Source organism: Bacillus sp. JK62 (assembly GCF_053663455.1).
In genome coordinates this window covers 1-21,626 of sequence record NZ_JBSJQA010000012.1, presented here as the reverse complement: position 1 = coordinate 21,626, position 21,626 = coordinate 1, and the positions used below count along the sequence as shown (strand labels likewise).

Genomic DNA, 21,626 nt, shown 5'->3' with positions numbered 1-21,626 from the left:
GTGCCGGCCAGAGGACTTGAACCCCCAACCTACTGATTACAAGTCAGTTGCTCTACCAATTGAGCTAGGCCGGCAAATATGGTGGAGGATGACGGGCTCGAACCGCCGACCCTCTGCTTGTAAGGCAGATGCTCTCCCAGCTGAGCTAATCCTCCATATGACCCGTACGGGATTCGAACCCGTGTTACCGCCGTGAAAGGGCGGTGTCTTAACCGCTTGACCAACGGGCCGTTGTGTCCGCGTCGAGCTGACAAAAGTTATTATATACAGGTTGTACCCCATTTGTAAAGAGAAAAATTATTTTTTTTATTTTCAAACTTTTTTACCCGTTTTTTAACTGAAAAACTCATCCCTCCTCTCTTATTTCATTTATGATGAAAGTATCAAAATATTGAAGGGAATGGACACAGATGATCTTAGTCAGCTCTTGTCTCGGCGGTATCGAATGCAGATATAACGGCTCTCACGCCGCTTCGGAAAAAATCCGCAGACTCGTAGAAGAAAAGAAAGCTGTTATGGTCTGCCCCGAACTTTTGGGCGGCTTCACCACTCCCCGCGAACCGGCGGAAATCATCGGCGGCACGGGTGAAGACGTGCTGAACGGAACGGCAAGAATCGTAACGGCATCAGGCGAAGACGTTACGGCTTTATATATGGACGGCGCGGAAAAAACGTTAGCATACGCAAAAGAAATAGGCGCCGCAACAGTCATCCTTAAAGAAAACAGTCCGTCCTGCGGCAGCAGCTTTATCTATGACGGCACTTTCTCAGGAAAAAAAATACTCGGAGACGGCATCACTTCCGCTCTTTTAAAACGGGCAGGCTGCCGTGTTCTATCAGAAGATGAATTGGATCAATTATAAAAAAGGAGAGTAGATATCATGGATGTAGCCCTGTCCTTTTATAAACCGGAGCATGCAGACGGGCTGAACGGGTTTGTGCTGAGTGAAGAAGATAAAAAGTTCACAGCTCTGCCGATAGATGTCCTGCCGCAGGCGCTTGTCATCCGGGATCGCTACCCGACAGTCATTTTAAAAGAAGACCGCCCCGTCGGTTTTTTTATTTTACATACCTCAAAAGAAACCATTGCCCCGTATTCGAACAATGTGTCTGCCATTTTGCTGAGTGCGCTGTCATTACATGCGCCGCATCAGGGAAAAGGTTATGCCAAACAAGCGATGATGCAGCTCCCCGCTTTTGTCGCAAATTATTTTCCTTGGTGTGATGAAATCGTGCTTGCTGTAAACCATCGCAATCAACGTGCAAAGAACCTGTACCGGTCTTCCGGTTTTATTGACAAAGGGCGGCGCAGGATCGGCCCGATCGGTGAACAGCACATTCTGCATCATTTTTTGTGAAAGCGCTTGATTATTCATCTCATCCCTGCCGATTTTTCTTGAAACATCTATTCAGAAGCCCATATACTTCAAGTATTAACGACTTGGGAGGGTACAATCATGACAGACCGGCTTAACATTCACAGATTGACCACAGAAACCAGAAACCCGCAGACCGCTTCAATCCATCAGGCAGACACGATGGAAATTCTCCGCATCATTAACGAAGAGGATTTCAAAGTGGCTGAAGCCGTTCAGCAGGTGCTGCCCGATATTCAGATTGCCGTTCAATTCGCCCATCAGTCCTTACGGCGAAACGGCAGGCTGATTTATGCGGGAGCGGGCACAAGCGGCAGACTCGGTGTACTGGATGCGGTTGAATGCCCGCCTACATACAGCGTAAGTCCCGACACCGTCATCGGTCTGATGGCCGGAGGGGCAGACGCCTTTTTGCAAGCGGCTGAAGGTATAGAAGACAGCGAGGAAACCGGCGCTCTCGATCTCAAAACGATCGGGCTTACCGCAGAAGACACCGTGATCGCCATCGCGGCAAGCGGGCGCACGCCGTATGCGGCCGGTGCGCTGAAATATGCAAAAACAATCGGCGCCAAAACCGTCGCGCTCACATGCAATAAGGACTCATTGATCAGCACCTTTGCCGATCACAGCATTGAAGTCATTGTCGGCCCCGAAGTGATTACAGGGTCAACACGAATGAAAGCCGCGACGGCACATAAAATGATTCTGAACATGATTTCCACGGCCGTGATGATTAAAAGCGGCAAAGTGTACGAAAATTTAATGGTGGACGTTCATGTCAGCAACGAAAAATTGAAAGAACGCGCAATCGGCATTATCCAAAGCATCACTGGCGTTCCGTACGACAAGGCAAAAGAAACGCTTGAGGCCGCAGGCAGCCATGTCAAAACGGCAATCGTCATGCTGAAGACGAATTCGGACGAAACACACGCGAAGGCACTGCTCAAAGAATCAGAAGGATTCATTGATAAAGCCATTGAACAGCACGTTTCAAGAGAAAAAGAACGCTGATCGTTCTTTGGTGAAAAATAATGTGCTTTTACGAGCCCGCGCCGTTTTCATGTTCGGCGCAGGCGCTTTTAGGACGCGTTTCAGGCATAGCTCCCCGGGAAAAATCGTACGGAAAAAGGAGGATCTCCATGAGCAAAGAGGCATTTTATCAGTCACTGGCCAAAGATATCCTGGACAATTGCGGCGGTTCATCGAATATTTCAGGCTTTACCCACTGTATGACACGCCTGAGGATTACACCTTTAGATCGGGACAAAACGGATATTGAGGCGCTGAAACGGCTTGACGGGGTAATAGGCGTCGTCGAAGCTGAAACACTGCAGATCATTCTCGGCACGGGTGTCGTCAATCATGTCGCCGACGCTTTCGCAAAACTTATGCCATCCGGAAAAAACATTGATTTAAAAGAAGCCGCCTCACGGAAAAAAGCCGATCTCAACAGAAAAAACACCACACCCATCAAATTGTTTCTGAGAAAAATATCAAGCATCTTCATTCCCCTTATTCCCGCACTCATCGCATCAGGTTTAATCACCGGTATTACGAAAGCCGTCATTCAGGCCGGCTGGCTCCCGAAAGAATCTCAAATCGCACTTATTTTAACGGTTATCGGTTCAGGCTTGTTCGCTTACCTCGGCGTCCTTGTCGGCATCAATGCGGCGAAGGAATTCGGCGGGACACCCGCGATGGGCGGCCTTGCGGGCATATTGATCCTTAACCCTGAGATCGCCAATATCAGTTTGTTCGGAGAGAATCTGCTCCCTGGCAGGGGAGGATTAATCGGCGTTCTTTTCGCTGCGGTTTTTATCGCTTATACCGAACGGTTTATCAGAAAGTACGTCCATCAATCCATCGACATTATCGTCACGCCTACATTGTCTTTACTTATCACCGGGCTGGTGACATATGTCGTTTTTATCCCTGCAGGCGGTTTTATTTCTGATCTGATTACATCAGGTTTATTGTCGCTGCTGAATGTCGGGGGAGTGCTCTCAGGGTTTGTACTGGGAGCCGCCTTCCTGCCGCTTGTCGTCACCGGCCTGCATCAGGGCTTGACTCCCGTACATTTGGAATTAATCCGATCAATCGGAGATGACCCGCTTCTTCCGATTCTCGCGATGGGAGGCGCGGGTCAAGTAGGCGCGGCCTTCGCCATCTTTATGAAAACAAAAAAAGCCTCATTAAAAAGAGCGATCGGCGGCGGACTTCCATCCGGTCTGCTCGGAATCGGAGAGCCGCTCATCTTCGGCGTCACGCTCCCGCTCGGCCGGCCGTTTTTGACGGCGTGTTTAGGGGCGGGAATCGGCGGCGCTTTTCAAGCCCATTTTCAAGTGGCTACTTTTTCAATCGGTGTCTCCGGCCTTCCGCTCTCGTTTCTCGTACAGCCGGCTCAAATCGTTTTGTATATCATCGGTCTCTTCATCTCTTACGCGGCGGGCTTTGTCTTCACTTATGCGTTCGGATTTAAGGATGACATGGCTGCTGAATTTGAATAAACCGGGAGGGATCAGAATATGAAAACACTGACAGCCGCCGTACTCACAATGGTCATCAGCCTCTCTTTTCTGCCGCAGCACAAAGCCGAAGCCCAATCCAAATTATATGACGCAGCAAAGCTCAGAAAGGTTGATCAAATGATTGAAAAAGACATCGCAGCAGGATTCCCCGGAGCCGTCCTCGTCGTCGTAAAGGACGGACGGGTGATCAAAAAGAAAGCATACGGCTACAGCAAAAAATATGACGGGAACACCCTTTTATCCCGTCCGAAAAAAATGAAAACATCAACCATGTTTGATTTAGCTTCCAATACAAAAATGTACGCGGCCAATTTTGCACTACAGCGACTCGTCAGCCAGGGAAAGCTTGATGTGTATCAAAAAGTCTCGGCTTACCTTCCTGATTTCAAAGACAGAAAAAGCGATCCGATTCAAGGAAAAGACCGCATACGCGTCATCGATGTGCTCCAGCATCAATCCGGTCTGCCGGCAAGCTTTTATTTCTATCAGCCGGACACCGCAGGCCCTTTATATTCACAAGAACGGGATAAAACGATCCGTTTTCTCAACCAAATCCCGCTTGAATACAAGCCGGGAACAAAACACGTATACAGCGATATCGGTTACATGCTTCTCGGCTGCATCATTGAAAACATAACCGGAAAAACCCTTGATACCTATGCGGAACAAGAACTGTACAAACCGCTGAAACTGACGCACACACTGTTCAATCCGCTGCAAAAAGGTTTTAAAGAAAAAGCATTCGCAGCTACTGAACGTTTAGGCAACACACGTGACGGAGTCATCCATTTCCCTCACATCAGGACGTATACGCTGCAGGGGGAGGTTCACGATGAAAAAGCATTTTACTCAATGGGAGGGGTGTCCGGTCACGCCGGGCTGTTTTCCAGAGCTGATGATATGGCCGTCCTTCTTCAAGTCATGCTGAACGGCGGCAGTTATAAACATGTTTCTCTCTTCAATAAAAGAACGGCCGATTTGTTCACAACCGCGGCCTCCTCTGATCCGACATTCGCTCTCGGCTGGCGGAAAAACGGCAGCCCGGATATGGAGTGGATGTTCGGACCTTATGCAAGCAGGCAGGCATACGGCCATACGGGATGGACCGGCACCATCACGATTATTGATCCCGCTTATAAGCTGGGGATCGCACTTTTGACCAATAAAAAGCATTCCCCCGTCGTCAGCCCCGGTGAAAACCCGAATGTTTTTGAAGGGGATCTTTTCCCGACCGGAAGCTACGGCAGCGTCATAAAAGCGATTTATGAAGCCATTGAATGACAACCCATGTCTTTTGTCCAAACTATGACGGCAGGAGGGCACCATTATGAAACTTTTCATCTCAGCTGTATTACTGTTGTTTATTGTTTTCGGCACGCATCATGCATCGACAAAACCGGATATTCCGTCACAGGCGGAACAAGCGGTATCCCGTATGACATTAGATGAAAAATTAGGGCAGATGCTCATGCCTGATTTTCGTAATTGGCAAAAAAAGGGGCAGTCATCACCTGAGGCTCTTACCCAAATGAATGACGAAGTCGCAAGGCTTATTCAAAAGTACCGGTTCGGCGGCGTTATCTTATTTGCAGAAAATGTAAAAAATACTGAGCAAACGGTACGCCTGACAGATGCCTTTCAAAAGGCGAGCCCTGACATTCCGCTATTATTAAGCATTGATCAGGAGGGCGGCATCGTAACTAGACTTGGTGAGGGCACTCATTTCCCAGGCAATATGGCGCTCGGGGCCGCTAGGAAAACAGCCTATGCGTCCCAGACCGGCGCCATTATCGGGAAAGAACTGAAAGCACTGGGCATTAATACGAATTTCGCTCCCGTTCTCGATATCAATAATAATCCCGGAAACCCTGTCATCGGCGTCAGGTCGTTCAGTTCAGACCGTGATCTGACAGCTTCACTCGGCCTTGCCTCAATGAAGGCTCAGCAAAAGCAGAATGTCGCTGCCGCCGTCAAACATTTCCCGGGACACGGCGACACGGATGTCGACAGCCACTACGGTCTTCCGCTTGTCACCCACAATCAAGAAAGGCTGCGTCAGATTGAACTTTATCCGTTCCGGCAGGCCATTCAGGCCGGAGCTGATATGATCATGACAGCCCATGTGCAATTTCCCGCTTTTGACGATACAACCTATAAAAGCAAGCTGGACGGTTCAGATATCCTCGTACCTGCCACACTCTCGAAAAAAGTGATGACTCATCTTCTCCGTGAGGAAATGGGATTTAACGGCGTCATCGTTACGGATGCATTAAATATGAAAGCCATTGCCGATCATTTCGGCCAGGAAGAGGCGGTCGTCATGGCAGTAAAAGCAGGAGTCGATATTGCCCTGATGCCGGCCCAAGTGACATCGCTGCAAACGGAAAACCGCTTTGCCCGGGTTCATTCCGCTTTAAAACAGGCGGTACAAAAAGGGGAAATTCCGCTGCAGCAAATTAACAAATCAGTTGAACGCATCATTTCCCTGAAAATAAAACGAGGGATATATCCCGCACCGAAAGAGACAAATCTGAAAAAGAAGATTGCAAAAGCAAAGAAAACCGTCGGCAGTAAAAATCACCTGAAAACTGAAAAACAAATCGCGGAAAGATCCGTCACCGTCTTACAAAACAAAAACCGCACGCTCCCATTCAAACCGAAAAAGAACAGCCGCGTTCTCATTGCCGCTCCTTATGAAGATCAAACAGCGGCAATGGAACAAACCATTCAGCAGCTCATCAAGAAGAAAAAAATCCGGCCGGTAACCATCAGTAAAATGAACTTCGCCGAGCGCACATTTCATGATGAACACAAAAAGCTGGTATCCGACGCGGATTACGTGATTACAGGCTCCTATGTCGTAAAAAATGACCCTGTCGTAAACGACGGCGTGATTGACGATTCCGTCACAGATCCCGGCAAGTGGACGACTGCATTTCCGCGGGCCGTCATGAAAGCCGCACAATCGAACCAAAAACCCTTTGTGCTGATGAGCCTGCGTAATCCTTACGACGCCGCGAATTTTGAAGAAGCTGAAGCCCTTATCGCAGTCTACGGCTTTAAAGGATATACAGACGGACAATTCCTCCAGCCAAACATTCCGGCAGGCATTGAAGCGATATTCGGACAGACAACACCGCAAGGCAGGCTGCCCGCTGACATTCCTTCCGTCACGCATCCGGGAACGACACTGTATCCTTATGGTTTCGGTATCAATCTGAAGACCGGAAAACCGCTTTAAACAGGAGGGCTGATTATGAAAACACATACGGCTGCACTTCTCGCCGGACTTGTCGTCATCAGTGCTATGACGGCAGTCTCGGCGGCTTCTGACAGAACCCTTCATACCGCCAAGAAACCAAGCATCCAAACAGGGATCGACCGCCTGCTGAAAGATTATAAACAGGAACTGAAGGGAAAAAGGGTCGGGCTGATCACCAACCCGACCGGTGTGAACGCATCATTGAAAAGCAGCGTTGACGTGCTGTATGAGGCGCCAGACATCCACTTGACGGCATTATTCGGACCCGAGCACGGTGTCCGCGGCGATGCTCAGGCCGGAGACAAAGTCACATCCTATATAGACGAAAAAACAGGGCTTCCCGTCTACAGCCTATACGGGGAGACGAGGAAACCGACGCCTGACATGCTGAAAGATACAGATGTGCTGATTTTCGATATTCAGGATGTCGGAACGCGATACTACACCTACATTTATACAATGGCCTATGCCATGGAAGCGGCCAAAGAAAAAGGCATTCCTTTTTATGTCTTGGACCGGCCGAATCCGCAAGGCGGACGAAATCCGGACGGCCCGGTTCTTGAACCGGATTACGCTTCATTTGTCGGACTGTATCCGATCCCGCTGAAGCACGGCATGACGATCGGTGAGCTTGCTCTTTTATTCAATAAAGAGTTTCATATTGGCGCCGACCTCACCGTCGTAAAAATGAAGCGTTGGAAGCGGACGATGACGATTGAAGATACCGGTCTGCCGTTCGTCCTCCCTTCGCCAAATATCCCGACCCCGGACAGCATATTCGCATATTCGGCGACAGGACTAATCGAAGGCACAAACGTGTCCGAAGGAAGGGGCACGACAAAGCCGTTTGAACTTATCGGCGCGCCTTATATGAAAAGCACCGAGCTCGAAGAACGCCTGAACAGTCTCAAGCTTCCGGGCGTCACCTTCAGAGCCGCTTCATTCATCCCCAGCTTCTCCAAGCACCAGGGCAAGCTGTGCCACGGCGTACAAGTCTACGTAACAAACAGAAACACATTTGGAGCGGCAAAAACAGGGCTCTCCATTCTGAAAACCATGCATGACTTATATCCGAATGACTTTTCATTCTTGCCGACAGGCTCTTTTGACAAGCTGATCGGTAACGGCTGGGTACGCAAAAAAATAGAAAAAGGCGCTTCCATTGAAGACATCACCGGCACATATCAACGCCGGCTGGACCAATTCAAAACTCTAAGAAAACAATACCTCATATACTGACAACATTCGTGTTACACGTGTAACATTTTGTCGCATTTCACATTTCCGCTTTTTATAGGAAAACATTCATTTATTTGGTACAATTCAATTGATAACAGTTATCATTTAAATGAATGTTTCCTAAAAGGTGGTTTCTCATGAAAAACACATTATTCTTTCAGCCCATTGATATCATCTCCGTAAAAAAAACAGCCGACCTTCTGTCAGAGCATCAGCTCACTGATTCCCCCGTATTGATCTTTCATGTGAAAGGCGAGGGACAAATTGATATCGGCACAGACAGCTTTCCGCTGCAGAAGGAAACGCTCTACATCTGTCCTTGTGATGAGACATTCAATATTGCCCCTATATCGTCAGGCGGCATCCATTTGTATATCGTCAGACTCCGTGTTTTCTCCTATTCCTCAGATGATGAAGCGATGCTTCCGGATAACGGGGAAGACATCTTCCACGGACTTCAGCAAATGAATTTACAAACGGTTGATCATTTGACAAGCCGGCTCCAATCACTTTCTGAAAACGTGCGATCGGCGGATGGATTGCAGAAAATGAAATATACAGCCGACTTTCAGCAGCTGATGTACGACCTCTATGCCGCAAAAGTATGCCATCAAAATAATACGAAAGCGGCGATCGAACAGACAAAACAATTCATACATGCTCAGTCCGACACAAAAATCACGCTCACCCAGCTCGCTCATATGGCGGGAATCAGTCCCAAGCATTACAGTGAAACCTTTAAAAAACTATACGGGCAGAGCGTAACTGAATATATCACAGACATCCGCATAACCAATGCGAAAAAACTGATGGCCAAGGCAAGCTGCAAACTGCGGGAAATCGCTCATCAAATCGGCTACCAGGACGAATTTTATTTCAGCCGCATCTTTAAAAAACATACCGGCAGCTCACCTACAAGCTATATGAAAAAAAGACGAACAAAAATGGCCGCGTACGGAAAAGAAACGATGGGGCATCTGATTCCTCTGCATCACGTGCCTTACGCTGCGGCGCTGCACCCGAAATGGACGGCCTATTATTACAAACAATTCTCTTCCGATATTCCGGTTCACCTGAGCGCTTACCGCTATAATGCAAATTGGGAAGAAAACCTGCACACGCTGTCTCAAGCTGCCCCGGACATCATTTTCAGTCTCGATTCTGTCAGTGAAGAAGAAAAACAGCGCCTGAATGACATCACTGAAGTTTTTTATCTTCCGGCTCAAGAGAATTGGAGAGACCAGTTTCTTCGCACAGCCGCATATCTGAATGAAGAGCAGGAAGCGCGGCACTGGCTTAAAACTTATCAAAGTCTCGCCCATTCAGCGAAAGATGCTCTTAAACACGTGCGGCACCAGCGATTCTTATTTGTCCGTGTATATAAAGAAAATATGTACATCGCCCATAACAACAGTATTGAGGAAGTCTTCTTCGGTGATTTAGACTTTGCCTCCGCAAAACCGGCATCTTTTGCTCCTGACGAAAAGATTTCCTTGGAAATGCTGGCGGATTGCCAGGCTGACTGCATCATGCTTTTCACTTGTAAAGAACCGGAAACGCTTCGCTATTTTCAGCGGATTCAGCAGACCGGGATATGGCAGAACCTTAGTGCCGTCAGCAATAAACGCGTGTTTCCCATTTCATCTGACCCGTGGATTGAATATTCTCCAAGCGGACATCAGCGGATGATCGAGCAAAGCATTTCCATTTTATCCGAAGATCGTCCATGGTAATGCCGGAAATTATCCATGGTCTTATCCCTATTCATTCTCTATAATTCCAATTGATAATAGTTATCAATTGAACAGGAGGAACAATAGATGAAGAAATTGGCATTCGCTTTCATGATTTTGCTTTTGGCTTTCACGGCCGCGGCTTGCGGAAGCTCAGAAACATCTGATACAGCAAGTAAAGGAAAGGACGCTTCTTCAGATAAACAGAAAATCGAATATCTCGGAAAAACATATGAAGTCAAAGCGCCGACTGACAAAATCGCCATTACAGGCAGCGTAGAATCAATGGAAGACGCCAAATTGCTTGACGTTCATCCGGCAGGAGCAATTTCTTTCTCCGGCAAATTCCCGGAACTGTTTAAAGATATTACAGATAAATCCGTATCAACGGGAGAAAAAATGCAGCCGAATATGGAAAAAATTCTTGAGCTGCAGCCGGACGTCATTCTGGCATCAACCAAATTCCCGGAAAAAACGTTGAAAAAATTGAGCGGCACCGCTGAAACCATCCCTGTCTCTCATATCTCATCAAACTGGAAAGAAAACATGATGCTGCTCGCCCAGCTTACAGATAAAGAGAAAAAAGCGAAAAAAATCATCGCAGATTACGAACAGGACCTGAAAAAGACAAAAACAAAGATCAACAGCAAAGCGAAACAGTCAAACGCACTGGTCATCAGAATCAGACAAGGCAATATTTATATTTATCCTGAACAAGTTTATTTCAACTCCACGCTTTACGGTGATTTAGGCCTGAAGGCACCGGACGAAGTCAAAGCGGCGAAAGCGCAGGAACTGATCTCTCTTGAAAAATTAAGCGAAATGAACCCTGACCATATCTTCGTACAATTTTCTGATGACGAAAACGCAGATAAGCCGGACGCTTTGAAAGACTTAGAGAAAAATCCGATCTGGAAGAGCCTGAAGGCAGTCAAAAAAGACCATGTATACGTCAATACGATTGATCCATTAGCCCAAGGCGGAACCGCGTGGAGTAAAATCAGCTTCTTACAGGTTGCGGCTGACAAATTGACTCAAGACTAATAAAGAGTAGGTTTTTCACATGTATGCAAAACGGCGGACACACATTATTATCATCGCTTCACCGATTGCCATTGTTCTGTCACTGCTCCTTTCCGTTTTATACGGCGCAAAGCAGCTTGACTTCCATACCGTGTTCTCCGCATTGCTGCACTTTAATCCGGAGAATACCGACCATCAGATCATATGGCATTCAAGAATCCCGAGGGCTGCCGGCGCTATGTTTATCGGCGCCGCCCTTGCTGTTTCCGGGGCGCTCATGCAGGGAATCACACGGAACTATCTGGCCTCGCCTTCGATCATGGGTGTGTCGGACGGCTCCGCTTTTATCATCACCCTTTGCATGGTATTGCTCCCTCAATCGACATCCATTGAAATGATCATATACTCGTTTATCGGTTCCGCATTCGGCGCGGCTCTTGTTTTCGGGCTGGCCTCCATTCTTCCCGGCGGTTTTACCCCTGTGCAGCTTGCCATTATCGGAACGGTAACCAGTATGCTTCTCAGCAGTCTGTCGGCTGCGCTTTCGATTTATTTTCAAATTTCGCAGGATCTCAGTTTTTGGTACAGTGCGAGACTGCATCAAATGAACCCTGATTTTTTGAAACTGGCCGTCCCATTTTTTGCGATCGGAATCATCACGGCCATGATTCTCAGCAAAAAGGTCACTGCCGTATCATTAGGAGACGACATTTCAAAAAGTCTGGGACAGCAGAAAAGAACCATCAAACTCATGGCGATGGCAGCCGTTGTCATATTGACCGGAAGCTCGGTGGCGCTCGCCGGAAAAATTGCCTTTGTCGGTTTGGTCGTTCCGCACATCACACGTTTTCTCGTCGGATCGGACTACAGCAGGCTGATCCCATGCGCGTGCATCATCGGCGGCGTCTTCCTGACCCTTTGCGATCTTGCCAGCCGATTCATCAATTACCCGTTTGAGACGCCTATTGAAGTCGTCACTTCTATCATCGGTGTTCCTTTCTTTCTTTATTTGATTAAAAGAAAAGGAGGGGATCAGCGTGGTGCGTAAAATGGCCGGAATTTATATCATTCTGATTGCTCTCATATTGCTCGTAAGCTATTTCAGCATGACAAGCGGTTCTTTTTCCGCAAAGCCGGGTGAACTGCTCAGTACGCTTTTCCGCATCCATCCGAATCCGCAATATGACATTTTGCTGTTTCAGCTGAGGCTGCCGCGTATTGTCATGGCTGCTGCCATCGGACTCGGATTGGGGATAGCCGGAGCCGTTATTCAGGCCATTACCAAAAACGGTCTTGCCGATCCCGGTATTTTGGGCATTAATGCAGGAGCCGGAGCGGGAATCGTCACGTTTATGCTTCTGTTTCAGGGACAATCTGAAGCGACGGCACTTGCCTCTGCGATGGGTATGCCTGTCTTCGGCCTCATCGGAGGATTGATGGCGGCCGTGCTGATCTATATTTTCGCCTGGCACCGGGGGCATCTGGAATCGGGCAGAATTATTCTCGTCGGAATCGCCATGAATTCCGGATTCAGCGCGCTGTCTTTATTTCTATCATTAAAAATGGACCCGCAGGATTATGAGATGGCGATGGTTTGGAAAAACGGCAGCATCTGGTCGGCAAACTGGATGACCATTACGGCAATCCTTCCGTGGCTGATCTTGTTCATTCCTCTTCTTATGGCGAAAACGTCATTGCTGGATACCATTCGTTTCGATGAGGACACGGTGAAAAGCCTCGGTGTTTCAACCAATAAAGAAAAAACCATTTTACTCATTGCCTGCATCGCTTTGATCAGCGCATGTGTAACCGCAGCGGGCAGCATGGCATTTGTCGGACTGATCGCGCCCCATATTTCCCGCAGGCTCGCCGGCATTGAGCACAGATACTCATTACCGGTCAGCGGACTGGTCGGTATGCTCCTCGTCATATCCGCCGACTTTGCGGGCAAATTGTTCTTTCAGCCTTCAGAAGTGCCGGCGGGAATTATTCTTGCGATTCTCGGCGTTCCTTATTTCTTTTTTCTTCTGTTTAAGCAAAAGAAGGGGCTGGACGCATGAGAGGCACCCTTACAGAACACCGGATAAACGGAAGGGAATGCACTGTGTATCTTCCTCCGTCCTATTCGGTTCAAACGGGGGCTTTACCCTGTGTGTACGTACTTGACGGAGGATCTTTGTTTTTAGAACAGATAGATAAGCTTGAATTCCAATTTGCAGACGGAACACTTTCCGAATTGATTTTCATCGGCATCAAACCGGCTGACAGACTCGATGAGTACACACCGTGGCCCGCGCCTTCCCTGAGCCCTGCGTTTCATGATTTCGGCGGCAAAGGGAGGCTCTTTCTTGAGGAGCTGACAAATGTCATCATTCCAACTGTTGAAGATATGCATCACATTTCTGCACATTCGGAAACGAGAGGACTGATCGGCGCGTCATTAGGCGGACTGTTTTCGATATACGCGATGCTGCAAAAGCCTGAAATATTCGGCAGAATCGGCTGTATTTCCGGTTCCTTCTGGTATGAAAAATCAGCAGATTATGTCCGCTCCGCACCTTTGCGGCCGGCACGGCGGCGTATCTATATGTCTGTCGGCAGCCGTGAAGCAGAGCAAAAATGTAACATCCAAAACACCATGATCGGACAAAATAAAGGCGTGTACAAAAGCCTGAGGCAAAAAGGCTTTTCTCAATCTCAGCTCTCATTTACGATCGAAGAGGATGCCGTGCACCATCAAGAAGCGTTCAAACGACAATTCAATTCAGCACTAAGCTGGCTGTACGGAAAAAACCGCTCACGTAGCTGAGCGGTTTTTTTCATACTTGATCACGACCGGCTTAAGTTCAAAGCGTCTCAGCAAATAGCCGAACAAAGCGGCAAGGATTTGCTGAAAGAGCATCCCGATGACGACCGGAACCGCCACTTGAGACGGAAAAAAAGACACGGCGAGAACAGCTCCGGCGCTGATATTGCGCATGCCCCCCGTATAAATCAGAGACACGATTTCATCCTGGCTCCGCTTCATCAGTCTTCCGATCAGCCAAGCCACGGCATAACCCGTCATGGCAATAAAAAATACCATGCCAGCGATGCCCGCAAATTTGATATCCACATGCGTGACATACGGCGCGATTTCCGAACTGTTAATGGCAATGACAATCATCAGACAGATTTTTGAAAAAGGAGACAATGACCGGCTTATCGCCTGAGTCCTTACCGGCGGGGAAAACTGGTTGACCATCATCCCTGCGATGGACGGAATCACCACCATCTCCGCCAGCCCTTTCATCATGCCCCACACATCCATCTGAACATTCGCCCCGGCCAGGACAGACAGGCTTAACGGTACGATAAAAGGAGAAAGTACGGTATCAACCAGGATAATAGACAGCGTCAATCCGACATTTCCCTTATACATCGCAGCCCAAATCAAACTCGTAATTCCGGTCGGGATCACCACACCCATAATCAGCCCCGTCACAGTTAAAGGGTCACCGCTGAAAATCAGATGGCCGCTTCCCCATGCAAAAACAGGCATGAAAATATGCAGAACAAACAATGCCATGATCATCGGGAGCGGCTTCTCGATACTGCGCTTCAGCGATTGAAAATTGGCACTCAGACTGCCCGTAAATGTAATAAATGCAAATATCCACGGCACAGCGCCGGCCATCCAGCTGATATGCTGAGATAACAGCACACCCGCCGCCACACTTGACGGAGTCAAAAGCGGCATGATTCTCCCCAACACTTGGTTCAACTTCTGAAGCCACATCATATGCAAGTCTCCTATATACGGTTTTCAAGTCTCATTCATTATAACAATGCACACCGGCAAATTTAACCGAAAAAAAGCCCGGATATATTCATCCGGACTTCACAAATTCTATGCCATTTGTTTCATTAAATCTCGGCTTTTCTGATTTAATCCCTTTAATTCAGCCTCAATTCCGTATTCTTTACATTTGGCGACAATCTTCTCAAGAGCCGCCGCTCCCGAATCATCCCACACGTGGGCATCGGTCAAATCGATGATAATCCGTTTCACGTCTTCATCATAAACGATGGCATTCATCAGTTCAGACACGGAAGCAAAAAAGATCTGTCCCGTGACCTTATAAGTTCGGACATCTTTCTGTTCGGAATGTGACACAATCTTCAGCTTAGAAATTTTCGCCGTAAAAAAGATTGCGCTTAGCAGCACACCCGCGAAAACACCCTTCGATAAATCATTTGTCAGAACGACTGTCACGACGGTAATCACCATAACGATCGAATCAGTAAGGGGCGCTTTCCGCAAACCTTTAATCGATGACCAGTCGAACGTGCCGATGGACACCATAACCATCACGGCCACAAGCGCAGCCATCGGAATTTTCACGACGATACCGCTTAATACGGCAATTAAAAACATTAAAAACGCTCCGGCCGTAAAAGCCGACAACCGGCCGCGACCTCCGGCTTTCGTATTAATGACAGACTGGCCGATCATGGCGCATCCGGCCATGCCTCCGAAAAATCCGTTCACAATATTGGCGATGCCTTGTCCGCGGCTTTCTTTGTTCTTATCACTATCCGTATCCGTCATTTCGTCAATGATCTGGGCCGTCAGCAACGACTCAAGCAATCCGACGAATGCAAGCGCCAGTGAATAAGGGAAAATAATCCGCAATGTCTCAAACGTCCACGGAACATCCGGTATCAAGAAATGCGGAAGTGAACTTGTAATCCCGCCCATATCACCGACCGTTCGGACATCCGCATGGAAGACCACCGCAATGATCGTCATGACAATAATCGCCACCAGCGGAGACGGCACAGCCGTCGTAACCTTCGGCAAAAGATATATGATAGCCAGTGATCCGGCAAGCATAGCATACATGACCCATGAAGCTCCTTTGAACTGCGGCAGCTGCGCAGAAAAAATCAAGATCGCCAAAGCATTCACAAATCCGATCATGACCGAACGCGGAATAAATTTCATCAATTTCGCTATCTTACTGACACCAAGAATAAATTGAATAATACCTGTCAAAATGGTTGCCGCAAACAAATACTGCAGCCCGTAACCAGCCACCAATGTCACCATGACAACCGCCATTGAACCCGTAGCGGCTGAAATCATTCCCGGTCTGCCGCCGAAGATAGAAATAATAATCGCGATACAAAATGATGCATAAAGCCCGACCATCGGATCGACACCTGCAATAATTGAAAATCCGATCGCCTCAGGGATCAGGGCGAGAGCAACCAGAATACCGGCCAGAATGTCTTTACGGACATTCCCGAACCATTGCTGCTGTAACGTATAATCTTTCAAATGATAACGACTCCTTTTTACTATAAAAATCCGCACCCTATCAGTTGGAAACATTGATTTTCATCTGGGGAATATGAGGCAAGCTTGCGGGGAAAAAGGGGACACGCTCAGAGTATAATGTCGTTGAGGAAAGGAATGGTTAACAAAGAGTATCATATTAAACTTTAAAGAAATGTGCAAGACCGTATAAATAAGAAAAGAAAACGGCTCTCACTGGAGCCGTTTCCGCTTTTATAAAAGTTCCGGATCAGACACAAGAATCGTTTTTATTGCGCTGATATCCTTTCTTTCTTTTGTCACCGGGTCGATGCCCATGAGATGATCAATGGCTTCTTCATAATTCTTCAGTTCCGTCTTTTCCGTAATAAAATCATAGAGCTGCGGAAGGTCGGACGCGCATGCTAACGCAGCCTCCATGATCTGACGGGCTTCACCTGTGCCCACAATCGTTACGCCGTTTGACAGCAGCTGGTACGGCCTGACTGTCATCTCATACGTATCATCAAAGCCCATCGGCACGATTCTGCCTCCCTTTTCAATAAAAGGATAAGCCCAATCAAGCTGATTGCCGATCGCGTCAAAAATCACATCAAATTTTCTTCCTTGATTAATCCGTTTCACTTCATCCACGGTTAATGCTTCAGGGTGGTAGACATAATCCGATATCCGGCTCGCCGCCTCGCTTCGGAAACTGCCTATTTCAGTCGCAACCGTCAATCGCGCCAGTTTTTTCACCATCATTTGCACAAGCAGTCCGATCGGTCCGGACCCCAAAACCAAGACCGAGTCCTCCGGCTGAATCGAAGCTTTGTCCACAACATTCAGCACACAGGAGAGAGGCTCAACCAATGTGGCCCGCTCCCATTCCATTGAATCCGGAATTCTGTACATGAACCTGTCTTCTCCCACGTAATATTCCGCAAACGTTCCGTGCGCCCCGATTCCGAGCTGCCAATCCTCGAAGGTTTCGCAATAACACGTCAGCCCTCTCCGGCAATAATGACATTTCCCGCAAAACTGCGTAGGATCTATCACGACCCGGTCTCCGACTTTTACATTTGTCACGTCCGGTCCGATTTCCACGACCGCTCCCACCGATTCATGCCCCATAATCATATGATGGGTTGCATTCATTTTTCCTTTCAGCACATTTAAATCCGTTCCGCAGATACCGGTGCCGAAAATTTTCACTTTCACATCATTGGATTTCCGAATTTGAGGCTCGTCCACCTCTTGATATTCAAGCTTATCATTAGGAGTCCAGACCAACGCCTTCATATTTCTCTTCCTTTCTGCCCCAGCGGATTTGGTCTAACAATGTTTGATGAAGCTCCTTCGTTGATGCCGCAATACATGATTGCTGGTTCTGATAACTTAAATCTGTCAGAAGCGTTTCGTCCAAAGACCGGCCGTATGCATCCGTAATGACCACTCCCGCTTTCTTCGCCAAAAAGACGCTTGCGGCAATATCATAAGGAAACAAATGCAGCACCTGTCCGTTCCCGACCTGCTGAAAATCTGAAAGCAGCTTCGGATCATCTTTCAGCAGACGATTGCCGATATCCACATAAGCATCCATCTGCCCCGTGATAATTCGTGAAATCGAATAAGAAGCGCTGTTGAAAACAAAAACCCCGCCATTATTGGCCGATTGGTCAATCAGATGGCCGTATGCGTCCGTCATCAGCTTCGCCGGATGCCCGTTAAATTCAAGGCTCCAAAACATATTCTTAATATCCCGCACTCCGCTCAAATTCGGCAAATCTCCCTGATACCCCTCAAATTGAATGACATCGCTGTAAATATCACCGTACATATAAGAGCCCGATTTCAATTCAAGCAAAAAAGCAAATTCGATATCCTTAATCTTTGCGTTTGGCTTATATGAAGCAAGCGCAATCGAAATACACGACATTTCAAGCCCCGCGGCGGCCGGGCGCGTTCCGTCTATCGGATCTACAATTAAAATATATTGCGGATCTTCTCCAATCAGCTTCAGGCCGCCATCCTCCGTGTAAAAAGCAACCGGATGGCCCTTTTCTTGAATATAATCCAGCACCGCCTCCTCAGCAGCGGCGTCTATGTTAAATTGGGCGTCGCCTCCCGGAGAATAGCCGTTTACGAGCCGGTTTTTCAGCGTGCCTTTTTGATTTTTCACCTTATGATAAACAAATTGTCCAAGCTCAATGATATAGTCTCTCACTTGATTTCCTCCAATAGCTTGCGAAGTCTGTAGCAGAGCACTTCGGCTTCACTAAGTGTAATGGTTAAAGGCGGACGGATTTTAAATACATTTCCGAACCCGTAACGGGATGTCCGGAGAATCAGCCCGTAATCCATCGCCCGTTTGGCAATATAATTGGTCAATTCCACATCCGGTTCATTGTTCTCTTTGACAATTTCCACACCGATCATAAGACCGACGCCTCTTACCTCAGAAATAAAAGCGAAATCCTCTTTCATCGTTTCTAAGCGATCCATAATATAATGACCGACCGTCGTTACATTTTCCAAAAATCCCGGACGCTGCATGATATCTATGGTTTTACACGCGGCAGCGGCGGCCATCACATTTGAGCCGTACGTGAAGGAGTGCGTATACCCCGGAAGCCCGGTATACTTGTCCTCCGTCAGAGTGGCGGCGACTTGGAAGCCTGTGCCCCCGAGCCCTTTTGCTACCGTCATCATATTAGGTTTCACATCGAAGTGGTCCGCGGCAAACATTTTGCCCGTCCGTCCGAATCCGGTCTGAATTTCATCAAAAATCAGGGCGATATCGTGTTCATCACAAAGCTGTCTCAGCTGTTTAAAATACTCTTTAGGCGGAACGACGTTTCCACCGTTGCCGGATATCGGTTCAATAATCATGGCGGCAATTTTTCCATTGCTCGCATACTCAATAAAATCATTAATTCTTTCTACACACAGCATGCCGCATGAATCAGGTTTCTGATTATAAAAACAGCGGCTGCAATACGGATCGGGGACTTGAAGGCCAAAAGAAATTTGCGGCGGGAAAGGTTCTTTTCTGAATGAGTTGCCGGACAAAGCGGAAGTCATATACGTTTGTCCGAGGTGGCTTCGAAATAAGGAGATGACATCGGTTTTTCCGGAGTAATACTGAGCCATTTTAATAGCTCCTTCATTTGCACCGGAACCGCTGCTGACTTTAGGGTGTACTTTTGTGAGATTATCGGGGGCGATTTCTACTAGTTTTTCTGCCAGTTTATTTACGGCGTCTGTTTGAAAAGATGATGTCACATGGATCAGCTTATCGGCTTGTTCTTTAACCGTATCAATGACTTCTTTGTTACCGTATCCTAAATTCAAGTTAAATGTGGCAGAAGCGCAATCAATGTACTCATTCCCCTCTTGATCGTACAGGTAAATCCCTTCTCCGCGCTCCATTACTACATCGTCAACACTGTAATACAAGCTGTCTGGATTCGTGATTTCCTTCGTTCCCACAAATACCACCCCTATGAAATTATTAGAATTTCGCTTTTTATCGTATTAATTATTGAAAATAATGTCAACGATCTTTCTTGTAAAAAATGTTAACAATTTGTTAACGTTACCATAAGGGATGTATGAGAAAAAGTTATGTGATATAGTAACAATACTTGGATTTTTTGTAAAAACGTCATGTCATACGAGTAGAGAGAAATATTATTTTACCAATAAGGAGATAAAATGATGAAAACTCGTCTGCTGTGGATAAGCTGTTTTTCTTATGGATCGATTGCTTTTACACTTGTTATTCTGGGAGCCGTACTGCCTGAGTTACTCACACATTATTCACAAAGCTACAGTAATGGCGGTGTGTTGGTATTCTCTCAGTTCATGGGCTTTCTCATCGGTGTCATCGGAATGCCTTACATGGTGAAAAAGCTTGGGCGCAAAAACGTTGTTATCTTTGGCATGGCACTCATCAGCTGTGAAATGTTCATCACCTTCCTGCCGCCCTGGCCGCTGCTCTTTCTTCTCGTCAGCATCGCGGGGCTTGGCGCCGGATTGGTGGAATCCTGTGTAGGTACGATCATCCTCACCGCTATTAAAGAAAGACAGGCTGTGGCCATGAGCAAGATGGAAGTGGCCTACGGATTAGGCGCGCTTTTCATGCCTCTGCTCTCAGGCTTTCTTATCAACAACCACATGTGGACAATTGCTTTTTTAGTATTAGGGTTATCCAGTTTTGCACTTTTAATCGCATGGAAGCAGATGAGTTTCGGCAGTATTGATCAGCTTCTCATCCGAAAAGAGGTCTCTTCCGATGACACTAAAAAAGAAAGCACCGGTTATCAGTCACACGGATTGCTTTTTATTACCTTGGCGGGGGCTTACTTCTTCTTTTACGGCGGCAGTGAAGTTTCAATTGTACATTTTATCCCTTCCATTTTCGCTGAGAAATGGGATATCCCCAACTCTTTGGCAACGATAACAGTTACAGTGTATTGGACGGGGATGATCATCGGAAGGTTATTAACAGGCCCGGTATCAGAAAAGCTGACATATCACCGTTATCTTCGTCTCATAAGCATTGGCGGTCTGGCTGCTCTTACTGTATTGGCACTAAGTAAAAACGTATGGTTCGGCTTTGCCCTTTGCTTCTTTTTAGGGCTGTTCATGGCAGGCATGTTTGCAATAGCCCTAATCATCACGAATCATTTTTATCCCGGAAAGACAGAAACGACTACCAGTATTCTGCTCGCTTCAAACGGATTAGGAGGTTCACTCCTTCCGATCGCCGTCGGCTGGAGCTTAGATGAATATCCCGCACAAACTGCATTCTGGCTGTTTACTGCACTGATGGTCCTTATGCTGCTGATTGTGTTCAGTTTAAGAATACTCGAGACAATAAAATCAAACAATCTTCAAAATCACAACAGCAAAGCAAAATCAATGTAAACAAAAAAGCTAATGCCTTTCAAAGGCATTAGCTTTATATATCTATGTGATCTTTCATATAAAAAAACCAGTTCATCATGAACTGGTTTAAGACAGCTTGGCGGCGTCCTACTCTCACAGGGGGAAACCCCCGACTACCATCGGCGCTGAAGAGCTTAACTTCCGTGTTCGGCATGGGAACGGGTGTGACCTCTTCGCTATCGCCACCAAACCATTGAGAGTGTTCTCTCAAAA

At 47.3% G+C, this 21,626-nt stretch carries 18 protein-coding genes, 3 tRNA genes and 1 rRNA gene; 13 read left to right on the top strand and 9 right to left on the bottom strand.

The window, feature by feature from the left end:
• Window position 1 precedes the first annotated feature (1 nt).
• From ACWJJ4_RS19585 to ACWJJ4_RS19575, 3 genes are all read right to left on the bottom strand, one after another.
• Window positions 2-74 (bottom strand) — tRNA-Thr (locus tag ACWJJ4_RS19585).
• A 5-nt stretch (window positions 75-79) separates the two neighbouring features.
• A tRNA-Val gene (locus tag ACWJJ4_RS19580) sits at window positions 80-155 on the bottom strand.
• Between the two features lie 3 nt (window positions 156-158).
• Window positions 159-230 (bottom strand) — tRNA-Glu (locus ACWJJ4_RS19575).
• A gap of 180 nt (window positions 231-410) precedes the next feature.
• Here ACWJJ4_RS19575 and ACWJJ4_RS19570 point away from each other — a divergent pair.
• From ACWJJ4_RS19570 to ACWJJ4_RS19515, 12 genes are all read left to right on the top strand, one after another.
• Window positions 411-863, top strand: coding sequence for a DUF523 domain-containing protein (locus ACWJJ4_RS19570; protein ID WP_003156767.1), 453 nt, complete (start codon window positions 411-413; stop codon window positions 861-863).
• An 18-nt stretch (window positions 864-881) separates the two neighbouring features.
• Window positions 882-1,358 carry a GNAT family N-acetyltransferase gene (locus ACWJJ4_RS19565; protein ID WP_146283871.1) on the top strand — a complete coding sequence of 159 codons (477 nt, stop codon included), beginning with the start codon at window positions 882-884 and terminating at the stop codon, window positions 1,356-1,358.
• Window positions 1,359-1,457: 99 nt separating this feature from the next.
• A complete protein-coding gene (murQ, locus tag ACWJJ4_RS19560) occupies window positions 1,458-2,387 on the top strand; it encodes an N-acetylmuramic acid 6-phosphate etherase (RefSeq protein WP_058906522.1) in 930 nt (309 codons plus the stop codon).
• 128 nt (window positions 2,388-2,515) lie between these two features.
• Window positions 2,516-3,883 carry a PTS transporter subunit EIIC gene (locus ACWJJ4_RS19555; protein ID WP_003156771.1) on the top strand — a complete coding sequence of 456 codons (1,368 nt, stop codon included), beginning with the start codon at window positions 2,516-2,518 and terminating at the stop codon, window positions 3,881-3,883.
• 18 nt (window positions 3,884-3,901) lie between these two features.
• Window positions 3,902-5,185, top strand: coding sequence for a penicillin binding protein PBP4B (pbp4b, locus tag ACWJJ4_RS19550; protein WP_139890373.1), 1,284 nt, complete (start codon window positions 3,902-3,904; stop codon window positions 5,183-5,185).
• Between the two features lie 46 nt (window positions 5,186-5,231).
• On the top strand, window positions 5,232-7,145 hold the full coding sequence (locus tag ACWJJ4_RS19545; protein ID WP_102421947.1) for a glycoside hydrolase family 3 protein: 1,914 nt from the start codon (window positions 5,232-5,234) through the stop codon (window positions 7,143-7,145).
• 15 nt (window positions 7,146-7,160) lie between these two features.
• Window positions 7,161-8,405, top strand: a complete 1,245-nt coding sequence (locus tag ACWJJ4_RS19540) for an exo-beta-N-acetylmuramidase NamZ family protein (protein ID WP_094247291.1) — start codon at window positions 7,161-7,163, stop codon at window positions 8,403-8,405.
• 137 nt (window positions 8,406-8,542) lie between these two features.
• Entirely contained in the window at window positions 8,543-10,138 is a 1,596-nt protein-coding gene (btr, locus tag ACWJJ4_RS19535) for a bacillibactin transport transcriptional regulator Btr (RefSeq protein ID WP_094247292.1), read from the top strand.
• 87 nt (window positions 10,139-10,225) lie between these two features.
• On the top strand, window positions 10,226-11,182 hold the full coding sequence (locus tag ACWJJ4_RS19530; RefSeq protein WP_077721704.1) for an ABC transporter substrate-binding protein: 957 nt from the start codon (window positions 10,226-10,228) through the stop codon (window positions 11,180-11,182).
• 19 nt (window positions 11,183-11,201) lie between these two features.
• Window positions 11,202-12,209 (top strand): FecCD family ABC transporter permease, encoded by a 1,008-nt coding sequence (locus ACWJJ4_RS19525; protein WP_007609051.1) that lies wholly within the window; start codon window positions 11,202-11,204, stop codon window positions 12,207-12,209.
• 1 nt (window position 12,210) lies between these two features.
• The gene (gene feuC, locus ACWJJ4_RS19520; protein ID WP_032872817.1) at window positions 12,211-13,221 is read left to right on the top strand and encodes an iron ABC transporter permease FeuC; all 1,011 of its coding nucleotides are present in this window, start codon (window positions 12,211-12,213) and stop codon (window positions 13,219-13,221) included.
• Window positions 13,218-13,970 (top strand): alpha/beta hydrolase, encoded by a 753-nt coding sequence (locus ACWJJ4_RS19515; RefSeq protein WP_454021879.1) that lies wholly within the window; start codon window positions 13,218-13,220, stop codon window positions 13,968-13,970. The genes feuC and ACWJJ4_RS19515 overlap by 4 nt, the downstream gene beginning before the upstream one ends.
• Here ACWJJ4_RS19515 and ACWJJ4_RS19510 read toward each other — a convergent pair.
• From ACWJJ4_RS19510 to ACWJJ4_RS19490, 5 genes are all read right to left on the bottom strand, one after another.
• Entirely contained in the window at window positions 13,959-14,900 is a 942-nt protein-coding gene (locus ACWJJ4_RS19510) for a bile acid:sodium symporter family protein (protein WP_094247904.1), read from the bottom strand. The two genes, ACWJJ4_RS19515 and ACWJJ4_RS19510, sit on opposite strands and share 12 nt — an antisense overlap.
• Before the next feature lie 150 nt (window positions 14,901-15,050).
• Window positions 15,051-16,484: a SulP family inorganic anion transporter gene (locus ACWJJ4_RS19505; RefSeq protein ID WP_146283874.1), complete on the bottom strand. Its 1,434-nt coding sequence runs from the start codon at window positions 16,482-16,484 to the stop codon at window positions 15,051-15,053.
• A 231-nt stretch (window positions 16,485-16,715) separates the two neighbouring features.
• Window positions 16,716-17,762, bottom strand: coding sequence for a zinc-dependent alcohol dehydrogenase (locus ACWJJ4_RS19500; protein WP_003156784.1), 1,047 nt, complete (start codon window positions 17,760-17,762; stop codon window positions 16,716-16,718).
• Window positions 17,737-18,687 carry an inositol monophosphatase family protein gene (locus tag ACWJJ4_RS19495; RefSeq protein ID WP_229153664.1) on the bottom strand — a complete coding sequence of 317 codons (951 nt, stop codon included), beginning with the start codon at window positions 18,685-18,687 and terminating at the stop codon, window positions 17,737-17,739. Before ACWJJ4_RS19495 ends, ACWJJ4_RS19500 begins: the two co-directional genes overlap by 26 nt.
• The gene (locus tag ACWJJ4_RS19490) at window positions 18,684-19,952 is read right to left on the bottom strand and encodes an aspartate aminotransferase family protein (RefSeq protein WP_015388774.1); all 1,269 of its coding nucleotides are present in this window, start codon (window positions 19,950-19,952) and stop codon (window positions 18,684-18,686) included. Before ACWJJ4_RS19490 ends, ACWJJ4_RS19495 begins: the two co-directional genes overlap by 4 nt.
• A gap of 228 nt (window positions 19,953-20,180) precedes the next feature.
• On the opposite strand from ACWJJ4_RS19490, the gene ACWJJ4_RS19485 reads away from it, so the two are divergent.
• Window positions 20,181-21,392 (top strand): MFS transporter, encoded by a 1,212-nt coding sequence (locus ACWJJ4_RS19485; RefSeq protein WP_230014806.1) that lies wholly within the window; start codon window positions 20,181-20,183, stop codon window positions 21,390-21,392.
• 95 nt (window positions 21,393-21,487) lie between these two features.
• On the opposite strand, the gene rrf is transcribed toward ACWJJ4_RS19485, so the two are convergent.
• Window positions 21,488-21,603, bottom strand: a 5S ribosomal RNA gene (gene rrf, locus ACWJJ4_RS19480).
• Between the last annotated feature and the right edge of the window lie 23 nt (window positions 21,604-21,626).

What these genes read in the sequence shown, in the direction of transcription:
- ACWJJ4_RS19530 (WP_077721704.1), top strand. Translation starts at nt 10,226, where the DNA reads ATGAAGAAATTGGCATTCGCTTTCATGATTTTGCTTTTGGCTTTCACG.
- ACWJJ4_RS19565 (WP_146283871.1), top strand. Translation starts at nt 882, where the DNA reads ATGGATGTAGCCCTGTCCTTTTATAAACCGGAGCATGCAGACGGGCTG.
- ACWJJ4_RS19570 (WP_003156767.1), top strand. Translation starts at nt 411, where the DNA reads ATGATCTTAGTCAGCTCTTGTCTCGGCGGTATCGAATGCAGATATAAC.
- ACWJJ4_RS19515 (WP_454021879.1), top strand. Translation starts at nt 13,218, where the DNA reads ATGAGAGGCACCCTTACAGAACACCGGATAAACGGAAGGGAATGCACT.
- pbp4b (WP_139890373.1), top strand. Translation starts at nt 3,902, where the DNA reads ATGAAAACACTGACAGCCGCCGTACTCACAATGGTCATCAGCCTCTCT.
- ACWJJ4_RS19545 (WP_102421947.1), top strand. Translation starts at nt 5,232, where the DNA reads ATGAAACTTTTCATCTCAGCTGTATTACTGTTGTTTATTGTTTTCGGC.
- btr (WP_094247292.1), top strand. Translation starts at nt 8,543, where the DNA reads ATGAAAAACACATTATTCTTTCAGCCCATTGATATCATCTCCGTAAAA.
- murQ (WP_058906522.1), top strand. Translation starts at nt 1,458, where the DNA reads ATGACAGACCGGCTTAACATTCACAGATTGACCACAGAAACCAGAAAC.
- ACWJJ4_RS19540 (WP_094247291.1), top strand. Translation starts at nt 7,161, where the DNA reads ATGAAAACACATACGGCTGCACTTCTCGCCGGACTTGTCGTCATCAGT.
- feuC (WP_032872817.1), top strand. Translation starts at nt 12,211, where the DNA reads ATGGCCGGAATTTATATCATTCTGATTGCTCTCATATTGCTCGTAAGC.
- ACWJJ4_RS19500 (WP_003156784.1), bottom strand. Translation starts at nt 17,762, where the DNA reads ATGAAGGCGTTGGTCTGGACTCCTAATGATAAGCTTGAATATCAAGAG.
- ACWJJ4_RS19510 (WP_094247904.1), bottom strand. Translation starts at nt 14,900, where the DNA reads ATGCCGCTTTTGACTCCGTCAAGTGTGGCGGCGGGTGTGCTGTTATCT.
- ACWJJ4_RS19525 (WP_007609051.1), top strand. Translation starts at nt 11,202, where the DNA reads ATGTATGCAAAACGGCGGACACACATTATTATCATCGCTTCACCGATT.
- ACWJJ4_RS19555 (WP_003156771.1), top strand. Translation starts at nt 2,516, where the DNA reads ATGAGCAAAGAGGCATTTTATCAGTCACTGGCCAAAGATATCCTGGAC.
- ACWJJ4_RS19485 (WP_230014806.1), top strand. Translation starts at nt 20,181, where the DNA reads ATGAAAACTCGTCTGCTGTGGATAAGCTGTTTTTCTTATGGATCGATT.